Origin of the sequence: Pseudomonas sp. Sample_22 (genome assembly GCF_004307635.1) — a bacterium.
Classification (GTDB): Bacteria; Pseudomonadota; Gammaproteobacteria; order Pseudomonadales; family Pseudomonadaceae; genus Aquipseudomonas.
Genome location: NZ_RCNY01000048.1, coordinates 131,665 through 151,362 on the forward strand (window position 1 = coordinate 131,665; position 19,698 = coordinate 151,362).

21 protein-coding genes are annotated in these 19,698 nt (G+C 60.0%); 12 read left to right on the plus strand and 9 right to left on the minus strand.

Going from position 1 to position 19,698, the window contains the following annotated elements; all coding sequences use genetic code 11:
* Positions 1–192 precede the first annotated feature (192 nt).
* The gene (locus tag D8U73_RS12450) at positions 193–1,638 is read right to left on the minus strand and encodes an FAD/NAD(P)-binding protein (protein ID WP_130904615.1); all 1,446 of its coding nucleotides are present in this window, start codon (positions 1,636–1,638) and stop codon (positions 193–195) included.
* Between the two features lie 84 nt (positions 1,639–1,722).
* Positions 1,723–2,286 (minus strand): XRE family transcriptional regulator, encoded by a 564-nt coding sequence (locus D8U73_RS12455; protein ID WP_056856709.1) that lies wholly within the window; start codon positions 2,284–2,286, stop codon positions 1,723–1,725.
* Positions 2,287–2,301: 15 nt separating this feature from the next.
* Here D8U73_RS12455 and D8U73_RS12460 point away from each other — a divergent pair, with 15 nt between their 5' ends.
* From D8U73_RS12460 to D8U73_RS12490, 7 genes are all read left to right on the plus strand, one after another.
* Positions 2,302–3,309, plus strand: a complete 1,008-nt coding sequence (locus D8U73_RS12460) for a DMT family transporter (RefSeq protein WP_177336613.1) — start codon at positions 2,302–2,304, stop codon at positions 3,307–3,309.
* Between the two features lie 243 nt (positions 3,310–3,552).
* Complete coding sequence (locus tag D8U73_RS12465; protein WP_056856711.1) at positions 3,553–6,471, plus strand: monovalent cation/H+ antiporter subunit A; 2,919 nt, start codon at positions 3,553–3,555, stop codon at positions 6,469–6,471.
* The gene (locus D8U73_RS12470; RefSeq protein ID WP_007986256.1) at positions 6,471–6,815 is read left to right on the plus strand and encodes a Na+/H+ antiporter subunit C; all 345 of its coding nucleotides are present in this window, start codon (positions 6,471–6,473) and stop codon (positions 6,813–6,815) included. Before D8U73_RS12465 ends, D8U73_RS12470 begins: the two co-directional genes overlap by 1 nt.
* Positions 6,812–8,497: a monovalent cation/H+ antiporter subunit D gene (locus D8U73_RS12475; protein WP_130904616.1), complete on the plus strand. Its 1,686-nt coding sequence runs from the start codon at positions 6,812–6,814 to the stop codon at positions 8,495–8,497. The genes D8U73_RS12470 and D8U73_RS12475 overlap by 4 nt, the downstream gene beginning before the upstream one ends.
* Positions 8,494–8,982: a Na+/H+ antiporter subunit E gene (locus tag D8U73_RS12480; RefSeq protein WP_130904617.1), complete on the plus strand. Its 489-nt coding sequence runs from the start codon at positions 8,494–8,496 to the stop codon at positions 8,980–8,982. The genes D8U73_RS12475 and D8U73_RS12480 overlap by 4 nt, the downstream gene beginning before the upstream one ends.
* Positions 8,979–9,257 carry a K+/H+ antiporter subunit F gene (locus tag D8U73_RS12485; RefSeq protein WP_056856714.1) on the plus strand — a complete coding sequence of 93 codons (279 nt, stop codon included), beginning with the start codon at positions 8,979–8,981 and terminating at the stop codon, positions 9,255–9,257. Before D8U73_RS12480 ends, D8U73_RS12485 begins: the two co-directional genes overlap by 4 nt.
* Entirely contained in the window at positions 9,254–9,613 is a 360-nt protein-coding gene (locus D8U73_RS12490) for a Na+/H+ antiporter subunit G (RefSeq protein WP_056856715.1), read from the plus strand. The genes D8U73_RS12485 and D8U73_RS12490 overlap by 4 nt, the downstream gene beginning before the upstream one ends.
* 23 nt (positions 9,614–9,636) lie before the next feature.
* Here the strand turns inward: D8U73_RS12490 and D8U73_RS12495 are convergent, their stop codons facing one another.
* The 4 genes from D8U73_RS12495 to D8U73_RS12510 all read right to left on the minus strand — a co-directional run bounded on the left by D8U73_RS12495 (position 9,637) and on the right by D8U73_RS12510 (position 12,088).
* Positions 9,637–10,074 carry a DUF3995 domain-containing protein gene (locus D8U73_RS12495; protein ID WP_056856716.1) on the minus strand — a complete coding sequence of 146 codons (438 nt, stop codon included), beginning with the start codon at positions 10,072–10,074 and terminating at the stop codon, positions 9,637–9,639.
* A 226-nt stretch (positions 10,075–10,300) separates the two neighbouring features.
* The gene (locus tag D8U73_RS12500; RefSeq protein ID WP_056856717.1) at positions 10,301–11,317 is read right to left on the minus strand and encodes an ABC transporter substrate-binding protein; all 1,017 of its coding nucleotides are present in this window, start codon (positions 11,315–11,317) and stop codon (positions 10,301–10,303) included.
* A gap of 118 nt (positions 11,318–11,435) precedes the next feature.
* Complete coding sequence (locus D8U73_RS12505; protein ID WP_130904618.1) at positions 11,436–11,639, minus strand: hypothetical protein; 204 nt, start codon at positions 11,637–11,639, stop codon at positions 11,436–11,438.
* Positions 11,639–12,088: a hypothetical protein gene (locus D8U73_RS12510; protein ID WP_177434434.1), complete on the minus strand. Its 450-nt coding sequence runs from the start codon at positions 12,086–12,088 to the stop codon at positions 11,639–11,641. Before D8U73_RS12510 ends, D8U73_RS12505 begins: the two co-directional genes overlap by 1 nt.
* A 432-nt stretch (positions 12,089–12,520) precedes the next feature.
* Here D8U73_RS12510 and D8U73_RS29480 point away from each other — a divergent pair, with 432 nt between their 5' ends.
* The 3 genes from D8U73_RS29480 to D8U73_RS12525 all read left to right on the plus strand — a co-directional run bounded on the left by D8U73_RS29480 (position 12,521) and on the right by D8U73_RS12525 (position 13,525).
* Positions 12,521–12,757 (plus strand): hypothetical protein, encoded by a 237-nt coding sequence (locus D8U73_RS29480; protein WP_130904620.1) that lies wholly within the window; start codon positions 12,521–12,523, stop codon positions 12,755–12,757.
* A 160-nt stretch (positions 12,758–12,917) separates the two neighbouring features.
* Positions 12,918–13,148 (plus strand): hypothetical protein, encoded by a 231-nt coding sequence (locus D8U73_RS12520; protein ID WP_056856720.1) that lies wholly within the window; start codon positions 12,918–12,920, stop codon positions 13,146–13,148.
* Between the two features lie 137 nt (positions 13,149–13,285).
* Positions 13,286–13,525 (plus strand): DUF2789 domain-containing protein, encoded by a 240-nt coding sequence (locus tag D8U73_RS12525; protein WP_056856721.1) that lies wholly within the window; start codon positions 13,286–13,288, stop codon positions 13,523–13,525.
* 75 nt (positions 13,526–13,600) lie between these two features.
* Here D8U73_RS12525 and D8U73_RS12530 read toward each other — a convergent pair whose 3' ends face one another.
* The 3 genes from D8U73_RS12530 to D8U73_RS12540 all read right to left on the minus strand — a co-directional run bounded on the left by D8U73_RS12530 (position 13,601) and on the right by D8U73_RS12540 (position 17,280).
* A complete protein-coding gene (locus tag D8U73_RS12530) occupies positions 13,601–15,205 on the minus strand; it encodes a methyl-accepting chemotaxis protein (protein ID WP_130904621.1) in 1,605 nt (534 codons plus the stop codon).
* Positions 15,206–15,450: 245 nt separating this feature from the next.
* The gene (locus D8U73_RS12535; RefSeq protein WP_003225981.1) at positions 15,451–15,855 is read right to left on the minus strand and encodes a TraR/DksA family transcriptional regulator; all 405 of its coding nucleotides are present in this window, start codon (positions 15,853–15,855) and stop codon (positions 15,451–15,453) included.
* 495 nt (positions 15,856–16,350) lie between these two features.
* The gene (locus D8U73_RS12540; RefSeq protein ID WP_130904622.1) at positions 16,351–17,280 is read right to left on the minus strand and encodes a hypothetical protein; all 930 of its coding nucleotides are present in this window, start codon (positions 17,278–17,280) and stop codon (positions 16,351–16,353) included.
* A gap of 267 nt (positions 17,281–17,547) precedes the next feature.
* Here D8U73_RS12540 and D8U73_RS12545 point away from each other — a divergent pair, with 267 nt between their 5' ends.
* Complete coding sequence (locus D8U73_RS12545) at positions 17,548–18,231, plus strand: response regulator transcription factor (protein ID WP_056856724.1); 684 nt, start codon at positions 17,548–17,550, stop codon at positions 18,229–18,231.
* On the plus strand, positions 18,209–19,603 hold the full coding sequence (locus tag D8U73_RS12550; protein ID WP_056856725.1) for a HAMP domain-containing sensor histidine kinase: 1,395 nt from the start codon (positions 18,209–18,211) through the stop codon (positions 19,601–19,603). Before D8U73_RS12545 ends, D8U73_RS12550 begins: the two co-directional genes overlap by 23 nt.
* Positions 19,604–19,698 lie beyond the last annotated feature (95 nt).

The window sequence follows — 19,698 nt, forward strand, 5'->3', positions numbered from 1 at the left end:
GCTCCAAATATCAGCGTTATTGATCAACGGCCTTGGGCTGCTTGAAACAGGAAACTCCGCCAAACAAGCGGGGTTTCTGCATTTGTGGTGTGTGGTGTGGCGAGCGAGCTTGCTCGCGCTGGGCTGCGCAGCGGCCCCAGGTTTTTGTGAGCGCTACGCACTCAAGCGTGAGAAAGCTCGCTCGCCACAGCGTCATTCCCCGAGCATTTGCGATGTCACCAGACGAGCGGCTAGGGCCTTGGCCTGGCTTGCGACGTCAGTGACCGCCGTACTTTCCCACCACATCCCGCGCAATGGCGGCCCCATGGCGAACAACCGCTCAGCAGTCCGCCCTTCGGCGTCCAGCAGCGCACCGTCTGCTTCGGCGGCAATTCCCAGCGCCAATGGCCCGGGCCGAATCAGCCCACGTGCCAGCAATTGCTGGGGCAATGGCCGCGCCACCCGCCGCCAGTCGTACTCGATGCCGCTGGAGTTGATCAACGCCGCGCCACTGACGACAACCGTTTGCGCTTCACCTCTGCGACGAATACGAATGCTCACGCCACCGTTCGCAGCAGGCTCCAGCCCTTTGAACGATGCGGCTTGAATCCGCAACCGCCCTTCCCCGTGCAAGCGCTCCACCAGTTCGGCGCTCAGGGGTGGCGAGCGGTGGTGATGGCTTTCCCACCATGGTCGCACGTGGCGGACAAACTGTCGGCGCTGCACATCGGTCGCCTGATTCCACAAGCGACCGATATGCGCGCGCACCGTATCCAGCGGCGCTTGCCAGTCGATGCCCTGGGCGATGGCTTCGCGGCAATGTCGACGCAGTTCGCGCATCAACTGGCGAGGTGTGCGGATACTGTGGTCCTGCGCGAGAAAATCCACCCAGGCCGGTGGTTGCCGCCGCACGTGGGGCAGCAAGCCGTGACGGGAAAACACCTCGATCGGCCCGCGATGCCCGGCCTGTTCCAACGACACCACGGCATCGACCATGGTCAGGCCAGAGCCGATGATCAGCACTGTCGACTGTGGATCGAGCTGCTGCATCGCCGCCACATCCCACGGATCGAGCGCCGCCGCGTTCAAGCCACTGGATTGGGTTTGCGGTGTGCGCGCGGCGGGGAACATTCCGGTGGCGAGCACCGCGAACGAGCCCTGCAAGCGCTGGCCGTCGCTCAAATGCAAACGCACCGATTGCGCATCGGTTTGCAGATCCACCACCTCGGCGCGCACATGTTCGACCGTCGAACCGTGCAGAGCGCCCACCACCTGCGCCTCGGCCAGACGCTGCTGCACATACAGGCCGAATATCCCCCGCGGCGGGAACAATTCACTGATCGGCACAGGCTGCTCATCCGATTCCGGCCAGCCACCGGCGGCAATGTATTCGGTCAGCCATTGGGTCAGGTCATCGGCGTTGTCCGGGTCGACGCTCATGCGCGCGGCGTTGCCGTTGAGCGTATGGCCCAGCTCCACAGCGCTGTAGGCCTCGCCGCGGCCAAGTTCGGCGCGCGGTTCGATCACCAGCAAGTTGCGCTTGCCCGGCAGACGCAACAACTGCGCCGCCAACATCGCGCCGCTGAGGCCACCACCGATGATCAGGATGTCCGCGTGACGAATGGCGTCGGGCGCCTGTCCGCTTTGGGTTTCACTCATGCCGTTCTCACTGTTCCCTGTTTACCTGAGTAGACATCATGCAATTCGCCTTGACCAGCAACTCGCTGACGCCACTTGACTGGCTCAAATCACCACGTTACGCACGAACCGCACCGCCACCGATCCATCGTTGCGATAGGAATGCGGTTGGTTACTGGAGAACATGAAAAACTCACCAGCGGCGATCGTGTGCGGTACATCGCCCACCATCACGGTGAGGCAACCTTCGAAGACGTAGAACTGCTCGCTCCAGCCATCGGCATCCGGCTCCGACGGATAATGCTCGCCCGGTTCAAGGCGCCATTCCCACAGTTCGACTTCTCGGGTGGCATTGGCCTTGGCCAGCAATACGGCCTTGCTGCCAGGGATCGTACCGGCCCAGGCCAGTTCGTTGATGCGGCTATGGTCGCGGGCATCGGGCGCCTGGATCAGATCGCTGAACGCCACGTCCAACGCCTCGGCCACACGGTCGAGCGTGGTCAGGCTGACGTTCTTTTCACCGGCTTCGATAGCCACCAGCATGCGGCGGCTGACACCGGACTTTTCCGCCAAAGCACTCTGGCTCATGTCGGCGGCATGACGCAGACGTCGAACGTTCTGGCTGACGTGCTGGAGGACCGAAGCCCGTTGCGTGGAATCTTTGTGCACTATATTGCTCACTTGATGGTGCTGCGCAGTATACTGCCCAACTTCCGGCGCATTGTGCGTCCCCCTCAGGTAGCACGCAAGATCATGACGTCGGCGAACACCTCTCAGAATTCCTCCCGCTTCCTTCGGCTCAGCAAGGCCGAATGCGTACTGGTGTTGATCACCATGGTCTGGGGCGGGACCTTTTTGCTGGTCCAGCATGCGATGACCGTCAGCGGTCCGATGTTTTTCGTCGGCCTGCGCTTTGCCGCTGCCGCCATCATCGTCGCCTTGTTCTCCTGGCGCAGCCTGCGACAACTTACTTTGTTCGAACTCAAGGCCGGCGCCTTTATCGGCGTGGCAATCATGCTCGGTTACGGCTTGCAGACCGTTGGCTTGCAGAGTATTCCCAGCAGCCAGTCGGCGTTCATTACTGCGCTTTACGTGCCTTTTGTACCATTGCTGCAATGGCTGGTGCTGGGCCGTCGACCGGGGCTGATGCCGAGCATCGGGATCATGTTGGCGTTTACCGGATTGATGCTGCTGTCGGGGCCTTCCGGCGCTGAGCTGAATTTCAGCCCCGGTGAAATTGCCACATTGATCAGCGCGATTGCCATTGCGGCGGAGATCATTCTGATCAGCAACTTTGCCGGCCAGGTCGATGTTAAACGCGTGACGGTAGTGCAACTGGCAGTCACTTCCCTGCTGTCGTTCCTGATGGTAGTGCCGACCCAGGAACATATTCCGGACTTCTCCTGGCTACTGTTGTGCAGCGCCTTGGGGTTGGGCGCGGCAAGTGCGGCGATCCAGGTGGCGATGAACTGGGCACAGAAGAGCGTTTCGCCGACCCGCGCTACGTTGATTTATGCCGGCGAGCCGGTGTGGGCCGGGATTGTCGGCCGCATTGCCGGGGAACGTTTGCCGGCGATTGCCTTGCTGGGCGCAGGGTTGATCGTGGCGGCGGTGATTGTCAGTGAGTTGAAGACCAAGGGTAAGGCGGCTGTTGAAATCGAGGACGATCTGGACCGCGAAGCGGAGCATTGATCGTTCCCACGCTTTGCGTGGGAATGCAGCCCGGGACGCTCCGCGTCCCTTTACAGCCGGACTCGGAGCGTCCATTGAGGCACTCCCACGCAAAGCGTGGGAACGATCGGCAAAGCTGTTGCTTGAAACCATGTGAAACAGGCTTTTTCCGTCTACCTTGTAGGATTCTGCGACAGCTTGGCGTTTGGTGATCCGGGAGCTGGCACGTATGATGCTTCACAAACTTCCGCAGATTAGAAGCCTATGTCCCTGATAGTTCTACTGCTTCTGCCTTTCATGGGCAGCTGTCTGGCAGCAGTGCTGCCACACAATGCGCGTAATACCGAATCGCTGCTGGCTGGCCTGGTTGCCCTGATCGGCACCGTCCAGGTCGCCCTCCTGTACCCGCAAATCGCCGATGGCGGCGTGATCCGTGAAGAATTCTTCTGGCTGCCGAGCCTGGGGCTGAATTTCGTCCTGCGCATGGACGGTTTTGCCTGGCTGTTTTCGATGCTGGTGCTGGGCATCGGCGCGCTGGTGTCGCTGTACGCCCGTTACTACATGTCGCCGGATGATCCGGTGCCACGGTTCTTCGCGTTTTTCCTGGCGTTCATGGGGGCCATGCTGGGGCTGGTGATCTCGGGCAACCTGATCCAGATGGTATTTTTCTGGGAGCTGACCAGCCTCTTTTCGTTCCTGTTGATCGGCTACTGGCACCACCGCGCCGATGCGCGGCGTGGCGCCTACATGGCGCTGATGGTCACCGGCGCCGGCGGATTGTGCCTGCTGGCGGGGGTCATGTTGCTCGGCCATGTGGTCGGCAGCTATGACCTGGACAAGGTCCTGGCCGCCGGCGAGCTGATTCGCGCACATGCCCTCTACCCTATCCTGCTCCCCCTGATCCTGATCGGCGCACTGAGCAAAAGTGCGCAGTTCCCCTTCCACTTCTGGCTGCCCCACGCCATGGCGGCGCCGACACCGGTGTCGGCCTATCTGCACTCGGCGACGATGGTCAAGGCCGGTGTGTTTCTGCTGGCGCGGCTGTGGCCTTCGCTGTCCGGCAGTGAAGAATGGTTCTACATCGTCAGCGGCGCCGGGGCCTGCACCCTGTTGCTCGGTGCCTACTGCGCGATGTTCCAGAACGACCTCAAGGGTCTGCTGGCCTATTCGACCATCAGCCACCTGGGCCTGATCACCCTGCTGCTCGGCCTGAACAGCCCGCTGGCCGCCGTCGCCGCGGTGTTCCACATTCTTAACCACGCCACGTTCAAGGCCTCATTGTTCATGGCCGCCGGGATCATCGACCACGAAAGCGGCACCCGCGACATTCGTAAACTCAGCGGCCTGGTCAAACTGATTCCGTTTACCGCAACCCTGGCCATGGTCGCCAGCGCCTCCATGGCCGGCGTGCCATTGCTCAACGGCTTTCTCTCGAAGGAAATGTTCTTCGCCGAAACCGTGTTCATCAACGCCACGGCCTGGGTCGAAGCGACGTTGCCGATCGTCGCGACCATCGCCGGGACCTTCAGCGTCGCCTACTCCCTGCGCTTCACCGTGGATGTGTTCTTCGGCCCGCCCGCCACCGATTTGCCCCACACCCCGCATGAGCCGCCGCGCTGGATGCGCGCGCCGGTCGAGCTGCTGGTGTTCACTTGCCTGGTGGTCGGGATCTTCCCCGCGCAAGTGGTCGGCCCGTTGCTGGCGGCGGCGGCGCAGCCGGTGGTTGGCGGTCAATTGCCGGAGTACAGCCTGGCCATCTGGCATGGCCTGAACGCGCCGATGATCATGAGCCTGATCGCCATGTCCTGTGGTGTGCTGCTCTACCTGCTGTTGCGCAACCAGCTCAAGCGCGGTCGCTTCAGCCATCCGCCGCTGGTGGGTCGATTGAACGGCAAGCGCCTGTTCGAACTGACGCTGGTGCTCAAGATGCACATGGCCCGGCGCCTGGAACGGCGCATCAGTACCAAGCGCCTGCAAACCCAATTGTTCCTGATGGTCCTCGCCGCCGTACTGGCCGGGTTGATTCCGATGCTGCACAGCAGCTTGAGCTGGGGCGACCGGCCGAAAATTCCGGGTTCGATCGTGTTCGTCATCCTCTGGTTGCTGGCGATTGCCTGCGCACTCGGCGCGGCGTATCAGGCCAAGTACCACCGTCTCGCGGCCCTGACCATGGTCAGTGTCTGCGGTCTGATGACCTGTGTGACTTTCGTCTGGTTCTCGGCGCCGGACCTGGCCCTGACACAACTGGTGGTCGAAGTGGTGACCACCGTGCTGATCCTGCTGGGCCTGCGCTGGTTGCCGCGACGGATCGAAGAGGTTTCGCCACTGCCGAGCAGCCTGCGCAAGGCGCGCATCCGGCGTATCCGCGACCTGTTGCTGTCGATCGTGGTCGGCGGCGGCATGGCGTTGCTGTCGTACGCGATGCTGACGCGCCAGACACCCAACGACATTTCTTCGTTCTACCTCAGCCGAGCCTTGCCCGAAGGTGGCGGCAGCAACGTGGTCAACGTCATGCTGGTGGACTTCCGCGGCTTCGATACCCTCGGCGAAATCACCGTACTGGCGGCTGTGGCGCTGACGGTGTTCGCCCTGCTGCGGCGGTTCCGCCCACCGAAAGAAAGCCTGCAATTGCCCGCTCAACAGCGTTTGCTCGCGCCTGACGTGGTCACCGACCTGGTCAACCCGCGTCACGCCAGCGACACCGCGCTCGGCTTCATGATGGTGCCGGCGGTGCTGGTGCGCCTGTTGCTGCCGATTGCGCTGGTGGTGTCGTTCTACCTGTTCATGCGTGGGCACAACCAACCGGGCGGCGGCTTTGTTGCCGGGCTGGTGATGTCGGTGGCGTTCATCCTGCAATACATGGTTGCCGGTACCCAGTGGGTCGAGGCGCAAATGAGCCTGCGGCCGCTGCGCTGGATGAGTGTCGGCTTGCTGTTCGCCACACTCACCGGGCTTGGTGCGATGGTGGTCGGCTATCCGTTCCTGACCACGCATACCTGGCATTTCGACCTGCCGCTACTGGGCGATATTCACCTCGCCAGCGCACTGTTCTTCGACGTTGGCGTGTATGCGGTGGTGGTCGGTTCGACGCTGTTGATCCTCACAGCGCTGGCGCACCAATCGGTCCGCGGTCACAAAACCGCGGCCCAGCCGAAACCCGTCGCCATCAAGGAGGCCGTCTGATGGAAGAAGTCATCGCAATCGCCATCGGCGTCCTGGCCGCGTCCGGCGTCTGGTTGATCCTGCGTCCACGGACGTTCCAGGTGGTCATGGGTCTGTGCCTGCTGTCCTATGGCGTCAACCTGTTCATCTTCAGCATGGGCAGCCTGTTCATCGGCAAAGAGCCGATCATCAAGGACGGCGTACCGCAGGACCTGCTGCACTACACCGATCCCTTGCCGCAAGCGCTGGTGCTGACGGCGATTGTCATCAGTTTCGCCATGACCGCGCTGTTTCTGGTGGTTTTGCTGGCCTCCCGGGGCCTGACCGGCACCGACCATGTGGATGGCCGGGAGCCTAAAGAATGAATGCAATGACGCACCTGATCGCCGCGCCCATCCTGCTACCGCTGCTGACCGCCGCGATCATGCTGATGCTCGGCGAGAAACATCGCCCGCTCAAAGCCAAAATCAATCTGTTTTCCAGCCTGCTCGGACTCGGCATCTCCGTTCTGCTGCTGCAATGGACGCAAACCACTGACGTGCCCGGCTCCATCGGCGTGTACCTGCCGGGTAACTGGCAAGTGCCGTTCGGCCTGGTGCTGGTGGTCGATCGTCTGTCTGCGTTGATGCTGGTGCTCACCGGGATCATCGGCGTCTGCGCCCTGCTGTTCGCCATGGCGCGCTGGGACAGCGCCGGCTCGAGCTTCCACGCGCTGTTCCAGATTCAGTTGATGGGCTTGTATGGCGCGTTCCTCACGGCGGACCTGTTCAACCTGTTCGTGTTCTTCGAGGTGCTGCTGGCCGCTTCTTATGGCCTGATGCTGCATGGGTCGGGTCGGGCGCGGGTGTCTTCGGGGTTGCATTACATCTCGATCAACCTATTGGCCTCGACCCTGTTCCTGATCGGTGCAGCGCTGATCTACGGTGTCACCGGTACCCTGAACATGGCGGACCTGGCACTGAAAATCCCGCTGGTAGCGCAAGCCGATCGCGGACTGCTGCATGCCGGCGCGGGGATTCTGGCGGTAGCGTTCCTGGCCAAGGCCGGCATGTGGCCGTTGAACTTCTGGCTGGTGCCGGCGTATTCATCGGCGAGCGCGCCGGTCGCCGCGATGTTTGCGATCATGACCAAGGTCGGCATCTATACCCTGCTGCGCCTGTGGACGCTGCTGTTTTCCGGACAGGCCGGAGCGTCGGCGTACTTCGGTGGTGACTGGCTGATCTACGGTGGCATGGCAACCATCATTTGCGCAGCGGTGGCGATCATTGCCGCGCAGCGCCTGGAACGCATGGCCAGCCTGAGCATTCTGGTGTCAGCGGGGATTCTGCTGTCGGCCATTGGCTTCGCCCAGCCCAACCTGATTGGCGCGGCATTGTTTTATCTGGTCAGTTCGACCCTGGCCTTGAGCGCGCTATTCCTGCTGGCCGAGTTGATCGAACGTTCGCGCTCGGCCAACGAAATCCCGCTGGAGGATGAAAACGAGATGCTGCCGCGGCCGCTGGAATCGCTGCATCCGGCCAAAGGCATCAACCTCGACGACGACCGCAAAGCCGTGGTCGGCCAAGTGATTCCATGGACCATGGCATTTCTCGGCCTGAGCTTCATCGCCTGCGCCTTGCTGATCATCGGCATGCCGCCGCTGTCCGGGTTCATCGGTAAACTGAGCCTGCTCAGCGCCCTGCTCAATCCCATGGGTTTGGGCAATGGCAGTGAAGCGCCGATCTCGAATGCCGCATGGGGTTTGCTGGCATTGCTGATTCTTTCCGGGCTGGCCTCGCTGCTGGCTTTTTCGCGGCTGGGCATTCAGCGTTTCTGGACCCCGGCAGAACGGCCATCGCCCGTGCTGCGGCGCTTGGAGTGCGTGCCGATTTTCGCGCTGCTGGGGTTGAGCATTGCGCTGACCTTCCAGGCCGAGCCGCTGTTGCGTTATACCCAGGCAGCCGCGCATGCCTTGAACAACCCGCAGCAATACGTGATGGCCGTGCTCGGCACCCGCGCGGTGCCAGGTCCGCAAGCCAGGGCTGCGCTGCTGGAGGTTCAACCATGAAGCGTCTGTTTCCTGCGCCGTGGTTGTCACTGGCCCTGTGGCTGTTGTGGCTGGCGCTGAACCTGTCGATGAGCCCCGGCAACCTGCTGCTGGGCGCCGTGCTTGGGGTCTGTGCGCCACTGATGATGCGCAAGTTGCGCCCGCTGCCGATCCGCATTCGCCGACCGGGGGTGATCCTGCGCCTGTTCCTGGTGGTGGGCCGTGATGTGCTGGCGTCCAACCTGGCCGTGGCCTGGGGCGTGCTGAATGCCGGCCGCCGTCCGCCCCGCTCACGCTTCGTGAAAGTGCCGCTGGACCTGCGCGATGCCAATGGCCTGGCCGCGCTGTCGATGATCTGCACCGTGGTGCCCGGCACAGTCTGGTCGGAACTGGCGCTGGACCGCAGCATTTTGTTGCTGCACGTTTTCGATCTGGATGACGAAGCGCAGTTCATTGAACACTTCAAGGTGACTTACGAGCGCCCGCTGATGGAGATCTTCGAATGAGTCCCCTGCTGTCGAACGCGATTTTGCTCAGCCTGTTCCTGTTTTCCGTGGCGATGATCCTTACGCTTATCCGCCTGTTCAAAGGTCCGTCAGCCCAGGATCGGGTTCTGGCGCTGGATTATCTGTACATCATCGCGATGCTGATGATGCTGACCCTGGGCATTCGCTATGCCAGTGACACGTATTTTGAAGCGGCGCTGTTGATCGCGCTGTTTGGCTTCGTCGGCTCGTTTGCCCTGGCGAAATTCCTGCTGCGCGGCGAGGTGATCGAATGAACGCAGAACTGTCTCTCTGGGTGGAAATTCCGGTGGCGATCCTGCTGGTGCTCGGCGGCCTGTTCGCGCTGATTGGCGCCACGGGATTACTGCGCATGAAGGACTACTTCCAGCGCATGCATCCGCCGGCCCTGGCTTCGACGTTGGGCGCATGGTGCGTGGCCTTGGCTTCGATCATCTACTTTTCGGCGTTGAAGTCCACGCCGGTGCTGCATGCCTGGCTGATTCCGATCCTGCTGGCGATCACCGTTCCGGTCACGACATTGTTACTGGCGCGGGCGGCACTCTTTCGCAAGCGCATGGCTGGGGATGATGTGCCGGCCGAGGTTTCGAGTCGGCGTACGGAAAACACATAGGAGCGAGCCTACAGGTTGGCTGTTCAGATCCAGGCCACCGCCAACAGCCCGCCTCCCAACACCACACATAACGGCGAGTAAACCCAGGTATCCCACCGGGCAAACCTGGAACCTTTTATCTCCTTGAAAAAACCCACCAGCTCCGAATCGCCAATGGCCCGGGCGAACAGCAACAGCGCAACTGCACTGATGACCCACTGCAACACTTGATGGTGCACCTGCGGCAACCACCAGCCGACTCGCAAACACACCAACAGGGCTATCACCATCAAGGCTGCCGCCACCATTAGCGTGAGCCAGCCTCGCGGCTTGAAGGCCGGGCGCATTGGCTTGCCGCCTTCCTGAGGCACTTGAGGAACGGCCGCCACCGACGCCCATTCGCCGCCGAACGCCCAATAAACGTGTACCAGAGCAATCACCGCAAATATCGTCACCAGCCATTGAGCCAACGCAAAGGTCATGGTTGAAGATCCTTGAAAGGGATTTGGTCAAATCATCCTAGCCGGCTTTTCTTGATGTGCACGACCGCTGGTACGCAAGCTGATAAACGAGGGGGCAACACGCAACTTTCAAAAAGCTTTGCGAACAAGCCCACGTCCACTTCAGATCCAGGTCGACGCAATTTCTGGTCCCCTGAAACCAATGTGGGAGCGGGCTTGTTCGCGAAGGCGGTCGCGGACTCACACTTTATTTGAGCTCGGCAGACACCTTGTCCGCCACCTCCTTCGGCACCCACGCTTTCCACACGTCGGGATGCTTCTTCATGAAATCCTCGGCCGCCTGACGCGGCGCTGTGTGTTTTTCGCTCATTTCAGCCAGGGCTTTGTTCAACGGTTCGATCGGAAAATCAACCTTGGCGAAGAACTCGGCAATCTGAGGGTATTGCTTCTGGAACGGCGTGGACACGCCAATGGACAGCTTGGAGGGCAGCGAGCGGGTCGGTTGCGGATTGGGGTTATCGGCGTCAGTCAGGGTCTTCCAGGCTTCGGCGTCGAATGGCGGCTCTTCCAGCTGGATCAGTTTGAAACGACCGAGCAGCGGCGTCGGCGACCAGTAATAGAACAGCACCGGTTTGCCCCGGCGAATCGAAGAACTGATTTCGGCGTCCAGCGCCGCCCCCGAACCGCTGCGGAAGTTCACATAGCTGTCGTCCAACCCATAGGCCTTGAGCTTCTGCTTGTTGACCACTTCCGACGTCCAGCCAATCGGGCTGTTGAGGAAGCGCCCCTTGTTCGGGGTTTCCGGGTCCTTGAACACGTCCTTGTACCTGGGAAGGTCGCTGACACTGCGCAAGTCCGGCGCCATCGGCTTGATGCCCTTGGCCGGATCACCCTTGATCACGTATTCCGGCACCCACCAGCCTTCGGTGGCCCCCTTGACCGTATCGCCGAGGCTCGCGACCTTGCCCTCGGCCTCGGCCTTGACCCACACCGGACTGCGCCCGGCCCACTCTTCGCCAATCACCTGGATGTCATTGTTGGCCAGGGCGGTTTCCAGGGTAATGGTCGTACCCGGCAAGGTGTCGGTCGGCAGTCCATACCCCTTCTCGACAATGATCCGCAGAATGTCGGTAATCAGGCTGCCGCTTTCCCAGTTCAGGTCGGCGAAATGTATAGGCGCCTGAGCGGCCAGTACCGGAACGGGTGATGTCATCAAACCGCAAGTGGCCAGGAGCGCAGCCAGCAACCGTCGAAAACCTTTCATGCTTTTGCACCTCGCGCTGTTCACAGCAATCGCAGGATGGCCTGGCAGAAGACCGCAAAGCCTCTGAATAATCAGTCAACTGACTGTAGTAGAGGTTCCTGCTTTCGAGGGGCATGGATCAATTTTCGGAAGTTTCCTGCAAGCGCGCCAGTTCTCTTCTGACCATGCTGGCGTACTCCGCCGGCCGCAGCGCGTAGATCTGTGACGCCACCCAATTCAGCCAGGCGCCCTGCAGCACAGCTTTGAGCTCGAACAATCGCAAGGCTTCAGCTTGTGCGCCAGCCTGGTTCTGTTGGTGAAAGTCGGCCCGGTTCCGGGTCATTACTCGCTGGCCTTGAACGTCACCAGTTCGCCCTTGCGCCATTTGGCTGCCTTGGCGGTTACCGCTTTGAGGGTTTTGGTCAGGCCTTCCTGCAACTGCTGGTGGGCGGCAAACACCGTGACCACGCTATGACCTTCCTTGAACAGAATGGCCTGACCATCGGCGGTGGTGACAAAGGCATAGTCGCCCAGGCCATAGACCGTCAGTTTGATTTCGCGAAACTTGATTTCCAGCTTGCCGCCTTCACGGCTGGGCAACACCGATGCGCTGAAATGATCGCCGACCTTGAGCTTGAGTCCGGGTTTGTCGTCCACCACCAATGCTGATTCGGTATCGATCTCGGCCACATAAATGCCTTCGGCACTCTGTTCGGTGATGTAGACGAAACGTGACTGGAACAGTTTTACCAGCTTCGCGCGCAAATCACCCAGAACGAACAACGCATGCATATCAAGATTACTTACTGCCAAGGAAACATCCCCACATCTAAAAATGATGCCGCACGCGGAAAAGGCGCACAGCCGAAAAAGGCGGCAATGCCGAAAATGCAACCGAAAGACCCGGGTTGAAAGCCTGAACGAGTAGAGGACTCATCCATCACGAGACTTGAGCAGACTACTGGAACATCGCTCGTGTCGCCTTGCCTGGCATTCGTCAAAGGTTGAAGGAAAACGCCTTTCTTACAGCCAGAGAAATACGGACTATCAACTTCAGGGAAAAAACTCTTAAAAAAAAGCACTTTTCTGACATATCGCCAGCCGAAAATTGCTTTAGATAACCATCAATCACCCACCAGTGATGCCGATTCTAGAGCAGCGATGCTCATTGAGACTACCCATAACGACGTACATACGTCGGCAAAACAACGAAAAGGACTTCATATGTGCACACTGACACACTTCGCCCACCCACAGATTCCCAGCACCGGTACCTCTTCAACCCCGTATCCGGCGGCGTTGCCGCACTGTGATGTTCATCGAGCACCCAGGTTTCAGGTAGTCCTGGCCGGGAATGCGTTCTTCCATATAAAAGAAATTTCCACGGGGCATGTAAGAGGTTTCCGTGGCGATCATAACGAAGCCTGCGCCCTCGCCCGTGCGCTTGAGACGCCCACTTGACTCCTTTGCCGCACCGCAGCCTTCAAACGTTTCGTCGTGCCGGCGACTTAACTCAGCCGCCGGCCCGCAACTGCTGCCATACTGCCGAACCCATTAAACGCGTCCCGCCAAAGAGGACGACGTTGAACATAACAATATATTTCCAAGGGAAGGCTGCTACGTGACGGAATTTGATATCGGTGAGTTTTTTATCCGGGGCGAAGCCAGAGAAGTTGAGGGCGAGTTCCAGGCGGTGATTGTCATGCGTGCCAAGCCACCGCAAAAAGCCGTGACCTATCATCAGGTCGAAAAAGATCGCTGGTTCAAAACCCCTGAAGTCGCCGCCATCGCTGCGCAGGAGTCCGCTCGGGAACTGAAGGCTGCCGTCGACGCCGGTGCATTGAAAGCCTGATAGCCGGTTTCAAGCCGTCTATGCTCATTGCTGCGTTTGAACATCGCTTTCGAACTTACTGGAACGCGGCTTGCTCAGAGGTAATGGAGCCGAAGCTCAGTGCTCGTACGCGACCGATTATCAGCAAGGAGATGAAGATGGAATCACCGACCCACGACTTGAAAGGTTTGTTCGACCAGCTCGGCCTGGACTCCACCCAGAAAGCTATCGACGATTTCATTGCCAGCCATTCGCCGCTGCCCGATGACAAGAAGCTCATTGATGCCGAGTTCTGGACACCGCAGCAGGCCAGTTTCCTCAAAGAACAACTGCGCGAAGACGCCGACTGGGCGCGGGTGGTCGACGACCTCAACCTGCGCATGCACCAGGTTCACTAGCGGCATGGGTGCTGGCTGCCACGGGCTCGGCTTTCAACTGTGCCAACCAGGCAGCCTTGCACGCGTGCGCTTGCACTAGCGCGGTTTTTCCGGCCTGTAACCCAGGCGCAACCCACCCCAATGCCGCCCCTTGAGCATGATCGGCACTGACAGGTCATGCATCAGCTCACCGGTGTCACGGGTGTAGGTTTGTAGCAACACTGGTTGCTGATGGCTGCCACAGCGGATCCCCGTGCGGTCAGCAAATTTGCGTTTGGTTCGGTTGTGCAGGGTATCGACCTCGGCATCGCCTGTCAGTGGCTGGCTGAAAACCGCGTTGTGGGTCGGCACGTAGCCCTGCTGAGTGCAGGCGATGGCGAACACCAGTCCTTCATGACGCGGCAACAACGGTTCCTGAATACTCGGCAAGACCTGATCGGTGTAGCGGTCGAAACGAGTCTGGAACTTCGCCGGACTGGTGTTGGGGATCGCCTGATAATTTCGATCGAACAGGTCATCGACGCTTATCCGGCCTGCATCAATGTCCGCTTCGAAACGCGCGGCAATCTGGCTGGCACCCTCCCGGGCCAGGTCATAGATGCGCTGGTGATAGTTATCCAGACCCACTTCAGCCAGGCGTTCGCTGATGGTTTCGGCCTGGCCTTCCATCTGTACCGCGGCCTCGGCGAGGCGCCGGGTCTGCTGGTCGCTGATCGCCAGGTCGCTGCGCATCTGTTCAATGGCGTGAAACAAGCTATCGAGTTGCTCGCGATTGGTGTCGGCGCCGCGGGCGATTTCCCCAACCTGATTCTCGACGCTGGCGGCCAGGCGGGCGATGTTTTCCAGTTGCTGACCGGTGTGCTCGACCTGCTCGACACCGCTGTCCAGGTCGCTGGACAGCTGACGGATCTGTTCCACCACCTGGGCGGTGCGTTGCCGGATATCGGCCACCATTTCGCCGACCTCTCCAGTCGCCGCTGCTGTTCGCGCAGCGAGCCCGCGCACCTCGTCGGCGACCACCGCGAAACCACGGCCGTGCTCTCCAGCCCTTGCCGCTTCGATTGCGGCGTTCAACGCCAGCAGGTTGGTCTGGCTGGCGATGGACTGAATCACCAGGGTAACGCGCTGGATATCATCGCTGCGCAGGCTCAAGGCTTCGATCAATTCACGACTGCTGTTGGCGCGCTGGCTGAGCTGATGCATGCGCGCAATCGACTCGATCAACTCGGCGCGCCCTGCTGCACCACTCTGATGAGCCTCACTGGCAGCACTCAACGCCTCTCGACTGAGCATCGACGTGGCTTGTTCGGTAGCGATCATGACCTCAGCGTTACTGACGATTTGTGCGGCAGCGCCGAGTTGCGATTGCAGCTTGTCGGCCAACTGCTTGACCGAAAAGGCCACGCCAGCGGCTGACAGCGCATTGTGACTGGTGGTGTAGGAGAGATCGCGAGTCAGCGTGGAAATGGCACTGGCTGTATCAAGGGGCGCGGCTTGGGGCGTTGCGCGTGAACGCAGGCGAGGCAGCCAGATGATCAGCACAGCCAACGGCAGCCCAAGGTAAAGCGACCATCCTGCCAATGTCATGCCACACAGCAACAAGATCAGGGCGATACTTTGCAGGGTCGGTGCGAACCAGCGGTTTTTCGGCAGAAATACTGGTGCAGGCACGGCCGCAACCAGAGACTCGTCTCTCGTCATCGTTGTCACCCCAAACATCTTCTAATTGTTGTCTTCGCATTAAACGCCACTATAGGGCCATTATCTATGAGCCTTTAGTCGTGGACGTTGCAGTAGATCAATAGACGTGAGGGATTTCTGTAGACGTCGAAAAGCAAGATCGCAGCCTTCTGCAGCGCCTGCTCGGGTTCACTTGAACCTGTAGGCGCTGCCGAAGGCTGCGATCTTTTCAAAGGCAGCCCGATTTAATGGGCTACCCCGCAGAATCAGGCCTGACGCTGGTGCTTGTCGATTTGCTCGTGACGCTCTTGAGCTTCGATGCAGTACTTGGTGGTCGGACTGATCAGCAGACGCTTGAGGCCGATTGCCTCGCCGCTGTCGTCGCACCAGCCGAAGCTGTCTTCCTTGATGCGTTCAAGGGCTTGTTCCAACTGAGGCAGCATACGCTGGTCGCGATCGATCGCGTTCACCAGCCAGGTACGCTCTTCTTCGACGGAAGCCGCGTCAGCCGGATCGGCCGGAGTATCCAGGCTTTCAATGGCGATGCGGTTCTGTTCGATGCGCTCATGGGTTTCGACTTTCATGTTCTGCAACAGCTCAGTGAAAAAAGCGTGTTGCTCGGCGTTCATGTAGTCATCCGCCGGCATGGCCAGCAACTTGTCCTTTGTCATTGATATCTCTATAAAAAAACGTGCATTAAGGCGAATTAGGGAGCGTTCCGGCAGACCGGTACAGGTCTTCGGAAAGGCGCCGTTTATACCAAGCGCCACCCGGCACTCAATTTACGAGGGGCGGCAGTCTAAGGCCGAGTCGAGGCCTCAGCAACTGAAAAGACAGCGAATTTGTCCGACAAAGCCACGAAAATGCTCTATGGCAGGCATCGAGGTGGCTATCGGAGTGCGTTTATAGCAAGAAATTCAATCCAGCACAGGTATATAGAAGATAAACGGCTGCGTTTGCCTGTCCCTGAAGCGCAGACAAGGTGGGCGCCCGAACGGGTCTGCGCTGAATCGCCACATAAACGAACGCCATCGCGAGATGGCTCGCGATGGCGCGGTACAGCACCGACAAGGATGGGATTACATTAACAAGGCGATCAGGATGATGATCGGGATCGGTACGCCGAGAAAGAACAGCAGTAATGAACGCATGATGATGCTCCTGATTTAACGATTCGTAGTGGTGGTTACATAGTCGTCGGCTTCCAGGTACACAACGGCATCCCGGCGACGACCACCGAACGTTGCGGCCAGGCTGGCAAAGAATGCACCCGCCAACAGCGCGACAAACATCCAAAGAGTGCTCCAGGCCGCGACCTTGGCAGCGGTGTCTGCCGCCTCTTGCGCGGCCTGCTTGGCATCGGCCACCGCTTTTTGCGTGCGGGCATAGACTTCATCGACACGACGCTCCGCGTCGGCCTGGGTCAGGTTGGTCCGCTGTGCGACCAATTGCGCCAGGTAGGTACGGTCTTCGGCAGACAGTTGCCCGTCGCTCAAGGAGCGCACGAAGATGCGGGTCACGGTGCCACGGGCGGCATCATCACTGACGGCAGCCGGACGATCATCGCGAAACAGTCTGTCGATGTAATAACCGTATTGATCACTGTTGGTGTTGGCAGCCGCCGTGCCCGCCGCTTGCGTGGCAGCACTGGCGGCGCCACCGACGACTTGCGCCCCGGCTTGCACGCCACCACTGACCACACTGCTGACCGAACCGGCCACCAGCGTTGCAGTCACCAGCGTCGCCACGCACCAAGCCAGAAAACCGTGGGCAGTGTCACGGAAGTAAACTTCATCGGTGTGCATGAAGGCCCATTTCACCCGCAGCCGTCCGGCGATGTAACCACCGAGCCCCGATGCAACGATTTGCGTGAAGGCCAACCAGACAATCGTCGAAACGCCAAGGGTCTTGGCGCTCACACCTTCATTGGCCCACGGCGAAACCGCGGAGAACCCGAGGCCAAAACCGAGCAGCACGAGGATCAGCGACAACGCCGCGGCAGCGGCGGCCCCGGCGAAAATCGCCCCCCATGACACACCCGAAAGCGTGCTCGCCTCATCTACGGCAGGATAGAAACCATCAGAGGATCTATTCATTGTTTTGTCGCTCCAGGCAGAAAAATGGTGTTACAACTCTCGAAATAGCAATTGCAGACACCGTGCCAGCCGCGCACCTGGAATAAATCCTTGTTTTTCAACGTGATAAAAAGTTTGAACTTCGCAGCTTCTTGCAATATGCAACGAACGGGCAGACTCAGCGGGTTTTATGCATTGAAGCGTCCATGAACTTTTATTTAGAAAGCCTGCGATCATTTCTTGGCAAAATGCTGCACAACGTTGTGAACATTTCATCAGGCCAGCCCCATGACCCGCATCTTGACCATTGAAGACGACGCCGTGACCGCCCGTGAAATCGTCGCTGAATTGAGCAGCCACGGCCTCGACGTCGACTGGGTCGACAACGGCCGTGAAGGGCTGGAACGAGCGGTCAGCGGCAACTATGACCTGATCACCCTCGACCGCATGCTGCCCGAACTCGACGGCCTGGCGATTGTGACCACGCTACGATCCATGGGTGTCGCCACGCCAATCCTGATGATCAGCGCCCTTTCCGACGTCGATGAGCGCGTGCGCGGTTTGCGCGCCGGTGGCGATGACTACCTGACCAAACCCTTCGCCACCGATGAGATGGCTGCCCGGGTCGAAGTCCTGCTGCGTCGGCAGAACACCGGCACCGCCCAGGCCACCACGTTACGGGTAGCGGATCTGGAACTGAACCTGATCAGCCACGAAGCCAGCCGCGACGGGCAATTGCTCACGCTGTTGCCCACCGAATACAAACTGCTGGAATTCCTCATGCGCAACACTGGGCAGATCCTGTCGCGGATGATGATTTTCGAAGAAGTCTGGGGTTATCACTTCGACCCCGGCACCAACCTGATCGACGTACACATTGGCCGCTTGCGCAAAAAGATCGACCCACCTGGCAATGTCCCCTTGATTCGAACCGTGCGAGGCTCGGGTTATGTCATTGCCGAACCCGTCTAAAGGCTGGCGCTCTTCCAGCAGTCGCTTGCTCGCGCTCTACAGTGCGCTGTTCGTGGTCTGGAGCGGCATTCTCATGGGCGTCATGTACTTCGAGGTATCCGCCTACCTCGACAACCTGGCCAAGCATTCGCTGATGCAGCGTCAGCATCTGTTTTCGCGATTCCAGGGCGAACAACTGGTGGACGCGCTCGCCGTCAGCATGACCTTCGATATCCGCGGCATCGACGGTTATGGCCTGTTCGATCAGCAGCACCGATATCTGAGCGGCGCCCTGGACCACATCCCCCGTGGCCTGCCGCTGGACGGCAAGATCCACATGCTCAGCGATTGCGCCGACTCCGACGACCCGACGCTGCCCAATGACAGCTGCGATGCCGTGGCGACCCAGACCCGCGACGGCCTGTTGCTGGTGCTGGTGCGTGACAACGGTTCGCTGTTTGCCGTCACCCGGATCATTCTGCACGCGCTGTTCTGGGGTGTGACCCTGACCATCCTGCCGGGCATCGTCGGTTGGCATTTGTTGCGTCGCCGCCCGCTTCGGCGGATCCGCGCGATTCAGGCCAGCGCCGAAGCCATCGTCGCCGGCGACCTCACCCGACGCTTGCCGCTGTCCAATCGCCGGGATGAACTGGACATGCTTGCGGCCATCGTCAACGCCATGCTCGAACGCATCGAGCGCCTGATGCATGAGGTCAAAGGCGTGTGCGACAACATCGCCCATGACCTGCGCACGCCACTTACGCGCTTGCGCGCGCAGCTTTACCGCATGCAACAACAAGCCGGTGAAGGTACGCCGCAAGCGGCGCAACTGGATCTGGTGCTGGGCGAAGCCGACACGCTGATGGCGCGGTTTCGTGGCCTGCTGCGGATTTCCGAACTGGAGGATCGCCAGCGCCGCTCCGGCTTCGTGCAACTGGACCCGGTGTCGTTGTTGCGAGAGTTGCATGAGTTTTATCTGCCCTTGGCAGAGGACGACGGCCTGACGTTCGAGCTGCAACTGCCTGAATCATTGCCGCCACTCAATGGCGACCGCGCCTTGCTGTTCGAAGCGCTGGCCAACCTCTTGAGCAACTCGATCAAATTCACCCCGCCCGGCGGCCAGGTGATTTTGCGCGGGATCAATCATGACGGACATACCCGCATCGAAGTGCTCGATTCCGGGCCGGGCATTCCCGAAGCCGAACGCGAAGCCGTGTTCCAGCGTTTTTATCGCGCCGAAGCGGGCAATCTGAAAAGCGGTTTCGGCCTGGGCCTGTCGATCGTCGCAGCCATCGCAAGCCTGCATGGGTTTGCGCTGGAGGTGGGTAACAGTGAACTGGGTGGAGCGCGGCTGGTGCTCGATTGTCGGGAGAGTTTGATTACCCCCTCATGATCGTTCCCACGCTCCGCGTGGCAATGCACCCTCATGATCGTTCCCACGCTCCGCGTGGCAATGCACCCTCATGATCGTTCCCACGCTCCGCGTGG